The sequence below is a fragment of the Streptomyces sp. CA-179760 genome (assembly GCF_050937045.1).
In the GTDB taxonomy this organism is placed as follows: Bacteria; Actinomycetota; Actinomycetes; order Streptomycetales; family Streptomycetaceae; genus Streptomyces.
This window is the reverse complement of sequence record NZ_JBNJLZ010000001.1, coordinates 4,504,414-4,518,810: the sequence shown is the minus strand read 5'-3', so window position 1 is coordinate 4,518,810 and position 14,397 is coordinate 4,504,414. Positions and strand designations below refer to the sequence as shown.

The window sequence follows — 14,397 nt, the reverse complement described above, 5'->3', positions numbered from 1 at the left end:
CGTCAGGTCTCCGTCCGGTACATCAGATCCACCTCGTGCGTCTCGAACCCCAGCCGCTCGTACACCGTCACCGCCGCCTTGTTGTCGGCGTCGACGTAGAGCATCGCCGTCGGCAGGCCCCGCCCCGCCAGGTGCCGCAGGCCGATCGTGGTCAGGGACTTGCCGAGGCCGCCGCCCTGGGCGCCGGGGCCGACGCCGAGGACGTAGACCTCGCCGAGGCCCTCCTCGGCGTGGACCTTGGTCCAGTGGAAGCCGACGAGTTCGTCGCCGCGGAAGGCGAGGAAGAAACCGGCGGGGTCGAACCACGGCTCGGACTTGCGGTCGTCGAGGTCCCGCTGCGTGAGGGAGCCCTGCTCGGGGTGGTGGGCGAAGGCGGCGGCGTTCACGGCGAGCCAGGCCGCGTCGTCCCGGCCGGGCACGAAGGCGCGGACGGTGACGCCCTCGGGGAGCACCGGATAGGAGGCGTCGAAGTCGGTCAACGGGCGGCGCATCTGACGCAGTTCACGGAACAGGGTCAGGCCCAGGACCTGCGCGAGATGCCGTGCCGCGGAGTGGCCGCCGTGCGCCCACACCCGCAGCCGCTTGCCGGAGGCGGCCAGCAGGGCGGACCCGAGCGCCCGCCCGTGCCCGTGCCCGCGATGCCCGGGATGGACGACCAGCTCGGCGGCCGGCGGCTCCACCGGGTCGGTGTCCTCCAGCTGGGCATAGCCGACGAGTTCGCCGTCGACGGTGAGCAGCAGATGCGCCACGCCCTCCCGCTCGCTGCCCGCCCGTCGCCCACCACCACCCTCAACGGAGTCGCTTCGCTCCGCCCTGAAGTGCTGCAACTGCAACCGGCCCTGTTCGGACACCGCCTGCTGCCCGTCGGTCCGGGCGGCTTCGGCGAGCAGCCCGAGCACGGCCTCGGTCTGCTCGGGGGAGAGCGCGGCAAGGGTCTCGATCGAGCGGGGGCGTCCGGGCCTTACGGTGTCGTCGCTGGTCATGCGTACGAGGGTACGGGGACCCACCGGCAAATCCGCGGCAAAGAAGCAACCAGGTCGTAACCACGAAAGCCCTGTCGCGCTACGCGCGTTGACTCTAGGCTGCGCCGGACGACATCACCGTCCGAACAGGACGACATCACCGTCCGCACAAGCAGCAGCAGACAACGCAGCAGCAGACCCACAGGGGGGCGTATGCCAGCCACTTCACCGGCACCGGCGCACCAGGAGCGCCGTAGACGTCGTACGAACCGTTTCGTCGCAATCGCCGCCGGTGTCGTCACCGTCGGCGCTCTGGCCGCCGCCGGGCTGCCGGGGTCGGCGACCGCCGGTGAGGACCACCGCAAGGGCGGTCACTGGCCCGGCCGCTACCAGGATGTCCAGCTGCTGTCGTTCAACGACCTGCACGGCAACCTGGAGCCGCCCGCCGGTTCTTCCGGCCGGGTCACCGAGCAGCAGGCGGACGGTACGACGAAGACCATCGACGCGGGTGGCGTGGAGTACCTGGCCACGCATCTGCGCGAGGCCCGCAAGGGCGAGAAGTACTCCGTCACCGCCGCCGGCGGCGACATGGTCGGTGCCTCCCCGCTGATCTCCGGGCTCTTCCACGACGAGCCGACGATCGAGGCGCTGAACAAGCTCGACCTCGACGTCACCTCCGTCGGCAACCACGAGTTCGACGAGGGCGCCAAGGAGCTGGGCCGCCTGCAGAAGGGCGGCTGCCACCCGAAGGACGGCTGCTACACGGACAAGAAGTTCAAGGGCGCCGACTTCCCCTACCTGGCCGCCAACGTCCTCGACGAGAAGACGAAGAAGCCGATCCTCAAGCCCTACTGGGTGTGGAAGAAGAAGGACGTCAAGGTCGGCTTCATCGGCGTGACCCTGGAGGGCACCCCGGACATCGTCTCCGCCGAGGGCGTCAAGGGCCTGGCCTTCAAGGACGAGGTCGAGACGATCAACAAGTACGCCAAGGAGCTGCGGAAGAAGGGCGTGAAGTCCATCGTCGCCCTCATCCACGAGGGCGGCTTCCCGGCGTCGACGTCGTACAACTACGACTGTGACTCCCCGGGCGCGGGCGACGGCATCTCCGGGCCGATCGTCGACATCGCCAAGAACGTCACGCCGCAGGTGGACGCGCTGGTCACCGGCCACACCCACAACGCGTACGTGTGCTCGATCGACGACCCGGCGGGCAAGCCCCGCATGGTCACCTCGGCCGCGTCCTTCGGCCGCCTCTACACCGACACCACGCTGACGTACGACCGGAAGACCGGCGACATCGCCCGTACGGCCGTGAAGTCGGCGAACCGCGTGGTCACCCGGGACGTCCCCAAGGCGCCCGACATGACGCGGCTGATCAGCAAGTGGAACACCCTGGCCGCGCCCATCGGCAACAAGCCGATCGGCTACATCTCCGGCGACATCGGCAACACCGGCAGCGAGTCCCCGCTCGGCGACCTGATCGCCGACGCCCAGCTCGCCCACGGCAAGAAGCTCGACCCGGAGACCGACCTGGCGCTGATGAACCCGGGCGGTATCCGGGCACCCCTGACGTATGCGGCCAAAGCCGGTGAAGGCGACGGTGTCGTGACATACGCGGAGGGCTTCACGGTCCAGCCGTTCGCGAACACCGTGAACCTTCAGAACTTCACGGGCGCGCAGCTGATCCAGGTTCTCAAGGAGCAGGTGACCGGCGCGAACGCGGCGGCGCCGAAGGTGCTCCAGGTGTCCTCCGGCCTGACCTACACGCTGGACCTCACCAAGTCGGGTGCCGACCGCGTCGTCACCGACTCGGTCAAGCTGGACGGCAAGGCCATCGACCCGGCGGCCACCTACCGTGTCGCGACGAACAGCTTCCTCGCGGGCGGCGGCGACGGATTCCCGACGCTGGGCCAGGGCACGAACGACGTCGTCGGCCTCGACGATCTGGCCGCTCTGGAGCAGTACCTGACGGCCAACTCCTCGGCGTCCCAGCCGATCGCGCCGCCGAAGGCGGACCGCATCACCATCGTGAAGTAAATCGCATAGGTGGGGTTCAGGTTGCGTGATGGGGCGGTGCGCATGGTCGGATGAGACGATGCGCACCCCCCACCGCATGGACACGCACCATTCCGACGACCGCTCCGAGCAGCCCCTCAACCCCTACGACGAACTCGGCGCCCTCGACGACGGGCCTCTGGAGGCGACCCCTCTGCAGGACTTCCTCGGCGAGGACGCGGAGCCGCGGGACGAGCGGGAACCGGAGTGGTCGCCGCCCGACCACCGCCGTGGCGGCCGACGGCGAAAGAATCGTTTCGCCGGGCTGCCGCTCGCGGTGAAGGCGGTGGTGGGCCTGGTCGTTCTCGCCTCGTTCGCCGCCCTCGGTGACCGCTGGGCGGTGCTGTACGCCGAGCACAAGGCCGCCGGCACCCTCAAGGACCGCCTGGACCTGGCTGCCGCGCCCGAGGTGGAGATCGGCGGCTTCCCCTTCCTCACCCAGCTCGCCGACAAGCGGCTGGAGTCGGTGAAGGTGACCGTCCCGGACGTCGCCGCCGACCGGGTCTCGCTGGCGAAGGTGTCGGCCACGGCCCACGATGTACGGCTGAACGCCGACGGTCTGACCTCCGTGCGCGGCGCCGATGTTCCCCGGTTCGACGGGGACGTCGTGCTCTCCTTCGAGGACCTCAACCGCGAACTCGGAGCCTCCCAGGTGACGTTCACCGGCGAGGGCCGGGACCGGGTTCGGGCGCGCGGCACCCTGCCGGTCGCCGGGCACAACCTGAAGCTGCGGGCCGAGGCCCGGATCCAGCGGCAGGGGGAGCGGGGCATCGCCACGGAGATCGGTGGCATGCGCCTGGACATCGGGGACCTGGCCACCTACCGCCCCGGCAAGCGCGCCTCGGAGGGGCTGCATCTGACGCCCAAGGCCTCCGCCGACCTGGCCCGGGAGACCGAGAAGGCCAAGGCACTGCTGTCGGTCCCGGCCATCGTGCAGCGCATGGGTGTGCCCGAGGCGACCGTGAACGAGGCCCTGGCCGACAACGGCAAGCTCGCCGAGCTGACCGGCTCCCCGCGCTTCGCCCGCCAGGCCGAACGCCTCAACCTCATCGACCTCGCCCTGAACAATCCCCAGGTGCTCAAGCGTCTGGGCCTCGACCCCGACCTCCTCGGCGAGCTGTCGAGCCTGACCCGCCCGGTCCTGGCCGACCGCCTCGCCCTGGCCTTCGAACTGCCCAAGCCGGAGCAGGGGAACGTGAAGCTGGAGGACGTGCGGGTGGAGGAGGACGGCATCCGGGTGCGGTTGTCGGGCTCGGGGCTGACGGTGGGCGGCTGACGACGCCCGCCCCCGTTCGAGCAGTGGATCGTGCCCGAGAGTCTGTCCGCGCGGTCGCTGCCCCTGCTCGGTGAACCTCCGAGAATGGCGGCGTACCGGACCGAGACGAGGATGATGCGGATGCACAGGCACGGTAGGTCCCCGGAGTCGGAGGCGGACGCGCGGGCCGGACACCCCACCGGCCCCTGCTCCGGCCGCACGAGGACGGCGCCCGGGCGGCCCGGCTGGCAGCCGGCGGACAGCTGACACCGGACGCGGCGATCTCGCTCCAGCGCACCGCGGGAAACGCCGCCTTCGTGGCCGTGCAGCGCATGCCCCAGGGCGGCAACGGCGAAGGCCCGGCCGAGGAGAAGCCCATGGACGGGTTGAACCGGCTGCGCAGGGCCAACGAGCGGGGGACGAAACGCGGCCAGGCGGCGCCCACCTACGGCCCCGGCCAGAGCCCCTTCGGCCCGTACACGGTGAACAAGGGCCGCGGCGCCGGCCCGTACATCACGTCGAACAAGAAGGTCCAGCACCCGGGGAGCGAGGACCTCGGAACCACGTACAACGAGCTGGTCCAGGCGCTGGACGCCGAGCACGAGGCCATGGTCGCGGCCGCCGCGCGCGCGAGGAACTGGACGAGGAACTCCTCGCCGGCATGGGCGCCACGCAGAAGCGGGCCGCCGCCATGCTCTACGGGGTCATGAAGGAGTCCGAGGAGCGCAGGTTCCCGGGGGCGGGCAAGGCCATGCGCAGTGCCCGGGAAGAAGCAGCTTTCGGACAAGGCGCGCAAGAACCTGGAGGACATGTCCTCGTCGTCCTCGGACGGGGAGAAGTCCCCCTGAGGCCCAGGTACGAGTCCTCCTGAGGCCCGGGGGGCTTCCTGGGTGAAACTTTGTGTGCAGAAGTGTTGACCTCTGTTCGAGTCTCCTTCTAGTTTCGTGCTCCACTGAGCGGTCCGCCTCTGGGCTACTCACTTCGCACATGCTCAGAATGGGGATGTCGTGTCTCAAAAGAACCATCGCGGGACAGCTTGCGTGGGGGCGCTGCTGGCCTGCGTCACGGCATTCGGCGGAGCGCTCGCTTCCCCCGCTGCCGCCTCGCCGGCCTACCGTCCCGCCACACCGCCGCCCGTCAGCGACTTCAAGGGCGTCAACTGGGCCGACCCGCGCGACAACTACGCCGACGACGCGGTCGTGCCCTCGGGCCTGTCCACCACCGACAGCTACGCCACCACGTACGCCAAGTCGAAGGCGATCATCACCGGCTTCTCCAAGCTCGGCGCCAACACGGTCCGTCTCCCGGTCAACCCGACCTCGGTCAACGGCCCCTTCTGGAAGTCGTACCGGGGCGCGATCGACGCCGCCACCGCCAAGGGGTTCAAGGTCATCCTGGGCTACTGGGAGGCCGACAACGCCAAGGACGGCAAGATCGACGACCAGGCCACCTGGAACCGGATGTGGGCGCGGATCACCTCCGACTACGCCCGCAACTCCAAGGTGTACTTCGAGCCGATGAACGAGCCGTTCGGCTACACCGCGCAGGAGTGGACCGACGTCGCCGCGAAGTGGGTGAGCACCTACCGCAAGGTGCCCCGCGACCGGATGGTGATCGGCGGGTACAAGTACAGCGAGGACGTCAAGCCCGTCTGCGCCGACCCTCGCCTCAAGGGCACCCGGCTCGCCCTGCACAACTACGGCTTCTGGCACACCGACTGGACCAGCGTCGACCAGTGGAAGGCGGACTTCAAGTCGCGCATCGGGGACTGCGCCTCGCGCACGATCCTCGACGAGTTCGGCGCTTCCATGACCACCGGCCTGGACTACAACGGCCCGGTGGGCACCTCCAACGAGATCGCGTACATACAGGCCGCGACCGACACCATCCGGGAGCTGGGCCTGGGCTCGGTCTACTGGCCCGGCCTGCGCAACGGTGACACCTACTCCCTCACCACGCTCCAGGGCACGGGCACGAACCTCAGCCTGACGCTGAACAACCAGAGCGGCCTGGACCGGCTGCACTACGCCTGGAAGCAGTAGTCCTCCAGGGGATCACGATGGTGACCCTTCCGGGTCCGGCGCCGCTTGTCAGCCGGACCCGGAAGGGAGCCGTCAGGACGCCGAAGGCGTCCAGCCCGCGAGCCAGTCCGCGACCTCCTGGCCGGCGGCCTGCGCGTCGCTCAGATGCGGCCGGTTGCTGTTCGCACTGCCCGCCCCGGCCCCGGAGTTCTTGTACTCGGCGAACCGGTCGTCCTTCCACGAGAAGCCGCTCATGTCGGTCCACGGCGTGGACTTCACCGCCGCACTGAGGCTGGTGTTGCGGACCGTGGTCTGCGGGTCGAGCGAGGCGTCCCCGCCCGCGTGCCAGGGCCGGCCGAGGAAGAAGCTGCCGTTCGAGACGTCGCCGCTCACCGTGGAGTTGGCGATCAGGATGCCCTTGCGGTTGGCGGCCGTGCTGGGAGCCGTGACGTAACCGGCCGAGGTGCCGTCCCAGCGCTTCTTCAGCGTGATGACGGACTTGTCGACGACGGCCGTGGCCCGCCCGAAGATGAAGTCGACGTTGCCGACGACGTAGGAGTTGCTGACGTAGACCCGCCCCAGCTTGTCCTTGGCGGCGGTGTCGAGCAGCAGCGTGTCCTGGTCGCCGTTGACGATGATCCCGTCCAGGAACACCTTGTCGGAGGCGGTCCGCAGGGCGACGGCCTGATGCCCGCTGAGGCTCTGGTTGGCCTTCTCGTCGAAGTCGTTGGAGATGGTCAGGTTCCGGGCCTGGAAGTCGTCGGCCTCGACGGCGACGGTGGCGCTGCCGCCGGTGCCGTACGTACCGCCGCCGGGCTTGGGCGTGCCGGCCGCGTTGTTGTAGACGATGGTCGTGTCCTTGCGGCTGCCGCCGGTGCCCTGGATGGTGACGTGCGGCTTGTTGGACGGCACCTTGACGAGTTCCCGGTACGTCCCCGGCTTCACGGCGATCACGACGCGCGACGGATTGTTCGCCGGTACGGCGTTCACGGCGGCCTGCACGGTCCGGTACTGACCGCTGCCGTCGGCGGCGACGGTGAGCGTGGTCGCGGCGGCGGCCTTGGTGGCGGCGGCGGTCGTACCGATGCCGGACCGGGGCCCGACACCGGACCGCAGGATGCCGGGGATGTCGGCGGCCTGGTCAAGGGTGTACGGGTAGTAGGCCTTCGGATCGAAGGCACTCCCGCCGCTCTCGTTCCTCCCACTGGTCCCGGAGAAGACGCTCCCCCGCTGCACGATCGCGGCGCCGCTGTCCTTGATGACGGGGTTCTTGATGCCCTGGAAGTAGGAGTTCTCCAGGACCATCTTCGTCGCGCCGCGCGAGTAGTTGCCGTACGACGACTTGATGGCGGTGCCCGCGGCGTCCTCGAGGAAGTTGTTGTAGAGGTGGGCGTGGGCGGCGTTGTCGGTAGAGGGGTTGCGCTGCTCGGTCTCGCGGATCCAGTTGTGGTGGATCGTGATGTCGGTCTTGACGTTCTCGGTCCAGCCGATGCCGAAGGTCTTGTTGTTGTCGCTCAGCTTGTTCCAGGAGACGGTGACGTTCGTCGAGTCCTTGCGGACGTCGATGAGCCCGTCGGCCATGTGCCGCAGATCGTTGTGATCGATCCACACATGGTGCGCACCGTCCATCTGGATGGCGTCGAAGTCATGGTCCTTGTCGTTCCAGATGCCCTGGTACGCGTCCCGGATGGTCAAGTTCCGGATGATCACGTTGTGCACGCCGGACCCGAGGAAGAACCCACCGCCGACGATGTGCCCGGAGGTCCCGGACCCGACGATGGTCTTGTCGGACTGCACCTTGATCTCTTTGCCGACCGGGTTCATGGCGATGGTCCCGGCGACGACGATCACATACGGCTCGGTGGCGGTGGCGTACTTCTCCAGCTCGGCCTGCGTCTTCACGGTGACGGTCTTGCCGTCCCGCCCGCCGTACGTCCCGTTCTGCCCGAGGGAGTTGACGGAGGCGAATCCGTCGGCGGTGTCGGCGGCCCACGCCGGGGTGGCGGCGGAGGCCTGCCGGCCGGTGCCGCCGAGGACGCCGAGGTCGCTGCCGTAGGCGAGGGTGCCGGCGGCGGTCAGGGCCAGGGGGACCCCGACCGCCAGGGCTTTGCGGGTTCTGCGGCGACGATGACGGGCCTTGCTGCGCGGCTCACTCATGCGGTGATCCGTTCCGTGTGGGGGAATGACCGCTGATCAGTCGCCGCCCCACACGGAAAGGTTGCCGGTGTGTGCGCCTTACTTGGTGCAGGACGCGGGGTCGAGCTTCTCCTCGATCTTGTCCTCGCGGCCGTCGGGCTGGCCGCTGGGCAGGAGCGTGTCGGAGATGCCGTCGATGTAGTACCCGTGCGAGTAGATGGTCTGGTACCCCCGGTCACGCCAGCTGTGCACGGTCCGCTCCCCGTCCCCCTTGTCCCACTGGTAGTCCTCGACCTGGAAGACGGGGTTCACCCGCACCACGCGCTGGTACGGCGTCCAGGTCACGGCGACCTGACGGCACGGCGGAATGGTCTTCTCGCTGCGGGTCTCGAACTTGGACTCCTTCTCCCAGCCCCACTCGTAGCCGGCGCTGCCGCCCACCGTTCCGCTGAAGATGCTCTTGGCGAGGGAGAGACTGATGGTGCCGCCGACGCTCTTCTTCGCGAACGTCTTGGTGCTGTAGCTGCTGACGAAGGTCTCCTTGTCGTCGGCGGAGCCCTTGTTGCCGATCCACCGGGACGTCCGGACGGTGTCGCCCTTGACGGACCAGGTCGAGGCCTCGGCGTACCCGCACCAGCCGCGGAACAGCTCCCACGGCCCGGCGGGCTTCCACAGCCCGAAGACGTCCCGCAGGTACTCGTCCCGGGTCTTGAACTCACCGGTGTCGACGTTGAGGGCGCCGTAGACGCCGGTCAGGCTCGTCTCCTGACCGCAGAGCCGCTCGACCATACGGTCGGTGTCCCCGGGGTCCACACCCCGGATGTTGGTCGCCCCGGCGGGCCCGGCGGCAGCGGTCCCCGCGCCGGCCAGCAGACCGGTTATGGCGAGGGCGGTGGAAGCGGCAACTGCGCCGCATTTCTTCAGAGTTGACGTGCGGATGAGACGCATGTGGGGGGCTCACTCCTGCTCGCGGTTCTGTGACGGCAGTGAAGATGTCAGAGCAGGGGCGGGTGTTTGCGCTACTGATGGGTATGACAGGACATTGACAGCTGGCGGGCGGGCTTGTCCTGCTTTATCGGGCGCCGCTGTCCCGGCCGACCGCGACGCGCAGTACGTCTCCCAGAGACTCCACGGCCCTCGTCAGCGCGAAACGAACGGCACGTTCACCGGCCTCGGCGTCTTCGAGTACGGCCCTGGCGCCCGCGAGCACCTGCTCGGCGGAGGCGAGTTGAGCGGCCTCGACGTCGTCGGCGAGCTGTGAGAGCAGGCTGTGCGGGTCGTCGGTGGAGAGGTAGCAGGGCTTGCCGTCGGTGCCGGTCCAGGGGAGGAGCCTCATGCGTAGATCTCCAGGGCGTGGAGGTAGGGGCGGACCAGCGGGGTGTCCATGAGGAGGGGCTCTACGTGGAGGGGACGTGGGGTGTGCGCGGGCGGGGGTGGTGGCCGCAGGGTCGGCGTGGCGGCTCGATGACGCCCTCGGGCGGGCAACAGGAGCCGTACGAGGGTGAGGAGCAGTGACTCGCAGAGCTCGGCGATACGCAGACGCACGAGGGCATCCCTTCTCAGGGCAGGGGGAGGCAGGGGGTGACGAGCGGCGATTACCGTTCGTGCTCTCATCGTCACTGGTTGCCCGTACGCTGCGGAAGGGGTCAGGTGTTGCCTGGCGCTCCAGGCAACAGCGAGGGGTGACGTGGGCGAAGTGGTTGACGGGGAGCGGGAGTCGGGGCGGGCAGGGCTCGGACGGACCTTGAGCTTTCTGCGCGAGCAGGCGGGTAAGTCGCTCGGACAGCTGGCCGAGGACACCGGGTACGACAAGAGCTACCTGAGTCGCTTGGAGAAGGGGGAGCGGCTCTCCAAGCGGGCGGTCATGGAGGATCTGGACAGCTACTACGGGTCCGGTGACCTGCTGGTTCGCGAGTGGCGGGAGGCGCGCCGCGAGGTCATCAAGGACAAGTACAAGGCGTTCATGGACCTTGAGGCGACGGCGCAGATCATGTGGATGTTCCAGCTGCGCGTGCCGGGCCTCTTGCAGACCGAGGACTATGCCCGCGCGGTGTTGTCAGGGTTGTCTGGCGCCCAGACAACGGCAGGCAACGGTGAGGAAGTCGAAGAACAGGTGGCTGCGCGGATGGGGCGACAGGAGTTGCTGTACCGCGAGTCGGCGCCGGACGTACGTGTGATCCTGGACGAGGTGGCTCTGCGGCGGCCTGTTCCTGACGCGAAGGTGTGGGCGGAGCAGTTGGCACACCTCCTGGACTCGGCCGAGTTGCCGAACGTCGCGATCCAGGTATTGCCCTTCACGGCCGGGGTGCACGCCCTCATGGACAGCCACCTCTGGCTCTTCTGGCAGCGCGTTGGTGATCCAGTCGCCTGGACGGAGGGCAACGGCTTCGGTGAGTTGATCGCGGAAGCGGACAAGGTTCTGCGCTTCCGTTTGTCCTACGATCGCGTCAGGGACGCGGCGCTGACTCCCTTGGAGTCGACGGCGTTCATCAAGCGCCTTCTAGAGGAGTGCAGAGAATGAACCGAGCCCCTGACCTCAGCACCGCCGCATGGCGCAAGTCGTCCTACAGCGACGGGGGCGGCACGAACTGCCTGGAGGTCGCCGACGACCACCCCGGCATAGTCCCCGTCCGCGACAGCAAGCTCCCGCACAGCCCGATACTCGTGTTCGGCGCGAGTCCCTGGGTGTCGTTCCTCGCCGGTGTCAAGGACGACAGCTCGGCGCACCTCTCCGGGTGACTCGGGTGACTGTCGACCCGGCTGAGGTTGTGGGGCGGTCATGGTGGGGCTATGACAGAGCGCGCGACCATCAAGGTGTCCCGAACAGCCCGTGACCATCTCGCCCAGGTTGCCCGGGAACGGGGCGTGACCTTGAGGCAACTCGTCGAGCAGTTGGCTGCCCAGAAACGGACTGCGGCGCAGATCGCCGAGCAGGATGAAGTTCACTGTTGACCTCAGTGCCGCTGTGTGGGGCGTCGTTCCTCACGCACGTCATCAGGTAACTGTAGGGGCCGCCCGCTTCTTTGGCAGTGTCGTGCTCCCACGGCCTGCATCAAGGGCGCTTCGCGTCGCCTTCGGCGATCGGCCTGCGACCGACCCTTGACCCAGGCCGCTCCAGCACGGGAGAGAAGCGAGCGAGCGGCCCGGAAAGGCGGGTGGCCAGGCCCGTTTGCGGTCTTCGGCCCCTTGCTTCGCTGACCGGCGTTGACGTGCGCGCTCGTGCCTCGCCTGCACGCCGGGTGCGCTCAGCGGCGAGCGGTGGGTGGTGGCGCGGTGGCAAACCAAGATAAAAGCGGCACCCCTACTGGTGATTGGAGCGGATGGGCCATGGGCGGGAGCAGGGTCGCAGGTGAGAGCTGGACAGCGTGGCCCAAGTGCTCCCATCGCCCCTCCTACGCCCGTGCGACCCCGCTGCACCTCCCATCCACCGCTCGCCCCTGAGCCCGCCCGGCGTGCAGGCGAGGCGCGAGCGCGCTGCCCCCGTTGCCGAGCGGCCAGCCAGCCGACCGAAGGGGTGTCTGCCCTGGCCACCCGCCTTTCGGGCCGTTCGCTCGCTTCTCGCTCGTGTTGGAGCGAGGCGAGCCAAGGGTGGCCCGTAGGGCCATCGCCGAAGGCGACGCGGAGCGCCCTTTACTCGGCTCGTGGAAGCACGACACTGGAAAGAAGCGGGCGGCCCCGACAGTTTCCGTTCGATGTGCTGTAGCCGACCCACTCCTGACTTCAGGGCGAGGGCAGATCCTCTGGTGGGGGTACCGCCGCCCCCGGCAGTCGTACCGTCGCCACAGTGCCGCCGCCCTCCGCGTGGGACAGGGACACCTCGCCGCCCGCCTGTTGGACCGTGCGGGCCACGATCGACAGGCCCAGGCCCGAGCCCGGTAGTGCCCGTGCGCTGGGGAGCGCCAGAAGCGGTCGAAGACGTGGGGGAGTTCGTCGGCGGGGATGCCCGGGCCGTGGTCGCGGATCGACAGCTCACCGGCCACCAGCCGGACCACGATCGTGCCGCCCTCCGGGCTGAACTTCACCGCGTTGTCGAGGATGTTGACCACCGCCCGTTCCAGGGCGGAGGGCTCCGCTCGGACGAACCAGGGCTGGATGTCCGCTGTGATCGTCAGCTCCGGTCCGCGCAGCCGGGCGCGGCGCAGGGCCGACTCGACGGTGTCCTGCCACGCGACGATCTGGGTCGGGGCCGAGTGCTGGCCGGTGTCGGGGCGGGAGAGTTCCTGGAGGTCGCCGATGAGTGCGGCCAGTTCCGTCATCTGCGCCTTCACCGAGGCGAGCAGGGCCTTGCGGTCTGCCTCGGGGATGGGGCGGCCCGTCTCCTCGCTGCGGGTGAGGAGTTCGATGTTGGTGCGGAGTGAGGTGAGGGGCGTGCGCAGCTCGTGGCCCGCGTCGGCGATGAGCTGTTGCTGGAGTTCTCGGGAGCTGGCCAGGGCCGAGGTCATCGAGTTGAAGGAGCGGGAGAGGCGGGCCACCTCGTCGTCGCTGTCGTCGTCCACCGGGATGCGGACGTCCAGGTCCTCCGTGCGGGCCACATGCTCGACGGCTTCCGTGAGTTTGTCGACCGGGCGCAGGCCCGCCCTCGCCACCGTCAGGCCGGCCGCCCCGGCGCCCATCACCCCCACGCCCGAGACCAGGAGCAGGATCAGCGCCAGTTCGTTGAGCGTGGACTCCGTTCCCTTGAGCGGGACGGCGATGACCAGCGCGTAGTCGGCGGCCACGCCCTGCTGGAACGGGCCGTCCTTCACGACCACCGCCGTGGTCAGTACGCGCACCGAGTTGCCGTCGCTGTCCTTGCCGTTGCGCAGTACGGCCGTCCTGGGATCGGGATTCTTGGCAACGGCCTTGTCGCCGCTCGTCACGTTCACCTGGGGCATGAGGCTGCTGAAGCGGCAGACCTTGCCGTCGGTCCTGACCACCTGCGCGTAGGTCTGCGGGCGTGGCGCCCCGCCGAGCGTGTTGGAAGGGTTCTGGGGGCACGTCTTGGTCAGCGCGTCGAACTCGTCCGCCTGCATGGTCCGGAACGACGACTGCAGGTCGTCGTCGACCTGGTCGTACAACTTCCCCTGCACGATGAACCAGCACGTCACCGACACCGCCGCCACCGCGAACGCCACCGCCGCCGCCACCAGCAGCGCCAGTCGGGACCGGATCGGCAGGGAGCGGTAGCGGCGTACGGCCTTGTTCACTCCGCGCCGCCCGCCCGCAGTACGTACCCGACACCGCGCACTGTGTGGACGAGGCGCGGTTCGCCGCCCGCCTCGGTCTTGCGGCGCAGGTACATGACGTAGACGTCGAGGGAGTTCGACGACGGTTCGAAGTCGAAGCCCCACACCGCCTTCAGGATCTGCTCCCGGGTGAGGACCTGGCGCGGGTGGGCCATGAACATCTCCAGGAGCGTGAACTCCGTGCGGGTCAGCTCCACCTGGCGGCCGGCCCGGGTGACCTCGCGCGTCGCGAGGTCCATGCGCAGGTCGGCGAAGGTGAGCGCGTCCTCGTCGCCCGCGCCCACGGCCGCCGCGTAGGAGCTGCGGCGCAGCAGGGCGCGGATGCGGGCGAAGAGTTCGTCCAGCTCGAAGGGCTTGACCAGGTAGTCGTCGGCGCCCGCGTCGAGGCCCGTGACCCGGTCGCCGACGGTGTCGCGGGCCGTGAGCATCAGGATGGGCGTCGTGTCGCCGGTGGCGCGGATGCGGCGCGCTGCCGTCAGGCCGTCCATACGGGGCATCTGGATGTCGAGGACGACCAGGTCGGGCCGGTACGCCGCGGCCTTCACCAGCGCGTCCGCGCCGTCGACGGCGACCTCGGTCCCGTACCCCTCGAAGGCGAGACTGCGCTGGAGTGCTTCGCGTACCGCCGGCTCGTCGTCGACGATCAGGATGCGCTGGGGGTCACGGTCGCCGTCTGCGGGGCTCATGGGTCGGGGTCCTCGGGTGTGAAGGAGGGGAGGGGCGCTCTGACGCTCTCAGCGTCG

At 69.1% G+C, this 14,397-nt stretch carries 14 protein-coding genes; 7 read left to right on the top strand and 7 right to left on the bottom strand.

All coding sequences use genetic code 11. The features are described 5' to 3' along the window. Window positions 1–2 precede the first annotated feature (2 nt). Entirely contained in the window at window positions 3–983 is a 981-nt protein-coding gene (gene mshD, locus ACQEV8_RS20300; RefSeq protein WP_432962204.1) for a mycothiol synthase, read from the bottom strand. 192 nt (window positions 984–1,175) lie between these two features. On the opposite strand from mshD, the gene ACQEV8_RS20295 reads away from it, so the two are divergent. From ACQEV8_RS20295 to ACQEV8_RS20280, 4 genes are all read left to right on the top strand, one after another. Then, window positions 1,176–2,999: a bifunctional metallophosphatase/5'-nucleotidase gene (locus tag ACQEV8_RS20295; RefSeq protein WP_432962202.1), complete on the top strand. Its 1,824-nt coding sequence runs from the start codon at window positions 1,176–1,178 to the stop codon at window positions 2,997–2,999. Between the two features lie 58 nt (window positions 3,000–3,057). Further along, on the top strand, window positions 3,058–4,293 hold the full coding sequence (locus ACQEV8_RS20290; RefSeq protein WP_432962199.1) for an LmeA family phospholipid-binding protein: 1,236 nt from the start codon (window positions 3,058–3,060) through the stop codon (window positions 4,291–4,293). A gap of 296 nt (window positions 4,294–4,589) precedes the next feature. Further along, entirely contained in the window at window positions 4,590–4,982 is a 393-nt protein-coding gene (locus ACQEV8_RS20285; protein WP_432962197.1) for a hypothetical protein, read from the top strand. Window positions 4,983–5,279: 297 nt separating this feature from the next. Beyond that, complete coding sequence (locus ACQEV8_RS20280; protein WP_432962194.1) at window positions 5,280–6,314, top strand: glycoside hydrolase family 5 protein; 1,035 nt, start codon at window positions 5,280–5,282, stop codon at window positions 6,312–6,314. 72 nt (window positions 6,315–6,386) lie between these two features. On the opposite strand, the gene ACQEV8_RS20275 is transcribed toward ACQEV8_RS20280, so the two are convergent. The 4 genes from ACQEV8_RS20275 to ACQEV8_RS20260 all read right to left on the bottom strand — a co-directional run bounded on the left by ACQEV8_RS20275 (window position 6,387) and on the right by ACQEV8_RS20260 (window position 9,974). Next, on the bottom strand, window positions 6,387–8,450 hold the full coding sequence (locus tag ACQEV8_RS20275) for a pectinesterase family protein (RefSeq protein ID WP_432962192.1): 2,064 nt from the start codon (window positions 8,448–8,450) through the stop codon (window positions 6,387–6,389). A gap of 78 nt (window positions 8,451–8,528) precedes the next feature. After that, window positions 8,529–9,377, bottom strand: a complete 849-nt coding sequence (locus ACQEV8_RS20270; RefSeq protein WP_432962189.1) for a hypothetical protein — start codon at window positions 9,375–9,377, stop codon at window positions 8,529–8,531. Between the two features lie 124 nt (window positions 9,378–9,501). Then, entirely contained in the window at window positions 9,502–9,765 is a 264-nt protein-coding gene (locus ACQEV8_RS20265) for a hypothetical protein (protein WP_432962186.1), read from the bottom strand. After that, window positions 9,762–9,974, bottom strand: a complete 213-nt coding sequence (locus ACQEV8_RS20260; protein WP_432962184.1) for a hypothetical protein — start codon at window positions 9,972–9,974, stop codon at window positions 9,762–9,764. The genes ACQEV8_RS20265 and ACQEV8_RS20260 overlap by 4 nt, the downstream gene beginning before the upstream one ends. Before the next feature lie 142 nt (window positions 9,975–10,116). Here ACQEV8_RS20260 and ACQEV8_RS20255 point away from each other — a divergent pair, with 142 nt between their 5' ends. From ACQEV8_RS20255 to ACQEV8_RS20245, 3 genes are read left to right on the top strand one after another with little or no spacing between them, the layout of a single operon-like run. Continuing rightward, a complete protein-coding gene (locus ACQEV8_RS20255; protein WP_432962181.1) occupies window positions 10,117–10,950 on the top strand; it encodes a helix-turn-helix domain-containing protein in 834 nt (277 codons plus the stop codon). Next, window positions 10,947–11,168 (top strand): DUF397 domain-containing protein, encoded by a 222-nt coding sequence (locus ACQEV8_RS20250; protein WP_432962179.1) that lies wholly within the window; start codon window positions 10,947–10,949, stop codon window positions 11,166–11,168. Before ACQEV8_RS20255 ends, ACQEV8_RS20250 begins: the two co-directional genes overlap by 4 nt. A gap of 51 nt (window positions 11,169–11,219) precedes the next feature. Continuing rightward, complete coding sequence (locus ACQEV8_RS20245; RefSeq protein ID WP_432962176.1) at window positions 11,220–11,381, top strand: hypothetical protein; 162 nt, start codon at window positions 11,220–11,222, stop codon at window positions 11,379–11,381. 440 nt (window positions 11,382–11,821) lie between these two features. On the opposite strand, the gene ACQEV8_RS20240 is transcribed toward ACQEV8_RS20245, so the two are convergent. Next, entirely contained in the window at window positions 11,822–13,615 is a 1,794-nt protein-coding gene (locus ACQEV8_RS20240; RefSeq protein WP_432962174.1) for a sensor histidine kinase, read from the bottom strand. Then, on the bottom strand, window positions 13,612–14,340 hold the full coding sequence (locus ACQEV8_RS20235; RefSeq protein WP_432962171.1) for a response regulator transcription factor: 729 nt from the start codon (window positions 14,338–14,340) through the stop codon (window positions 13,612–13,614). Before ACQEV8_RS20235 ends, ACQEV8_RS20240 begins: the two co-directional genes overlap by 4 nt. Window positions 14,341–14,397 lie beyond the last annotated feature (57 nt).

Excerpts from the sequence above, each read along its gene's own strand:
- mshD (WP_432962204.1), bottom strand. The coding sequence starts at position 983 with ATGACCAGCGACGACACCGTAAGGCCCGGACGCCCCCGCTCGATCGAG.
- ACQEV8_RS20295 (WP_432962202.1), top strand. The coding sequence starts at position 1,176 with ATGCCAGCCACTTCACCGGCACCGGCGCACCAGGAGCGCCGTAGACGT.
- ACQEV8_RS20290 (WP_432962199.1), top strand. The coding sequence starts at position 3,058 with ATGCGCACCCCCCACCGCATGGACACGCACCATTCCGACGACCGCTCC.
- ACQEV8_RS20275 (WP_432962192.1), bottom strand. The coding sequence starts at position 8,450 with ATGAGTGAGCCGCGCAGCAAGGCCCGTCATCGTCGCCGCAGAACCCGC.
- ACQEV8_RS20270 (WP_432962189.1), bottom strand. The coding sequence starts at position 9,377 with ATGCGTCTCATCCGCACGTCAACTCTGAAGAAATGCGGCGCAGTTGCC.
- ACQEV8_RS20265 (WP_432962186.1), bottom strand. The coding sequence starts at position 9,765 with ATGAGGCTCCTCCCCTGGACCGGCACCGACGGCAAGCCCTGCTACCTC.
- ACQEV8_RS20250 (WP_432962179.1), top strand. The coding sequence starts at position 10,947 with ATGAACCGAGCCCCTGACCTCAGCACCGCCGCATGGCGCAAGTCGTCC.
- ACQEV8_RS20245 (WP_432962176.1), top strand. The coding sequence starts at position 11,220 with ATGACAGAGCGCGCGACCATCAAGGTGTCCCGAACAGCCCGTGACCAT.
- ACQEV8_RS20235 (WP_432962171.1), bottom strand. The coding sequence starts at position 14,340 with ATGAGCCCCGCAGACGGCGACCGTGACCCCCAGCGCATCCTGATCGTC.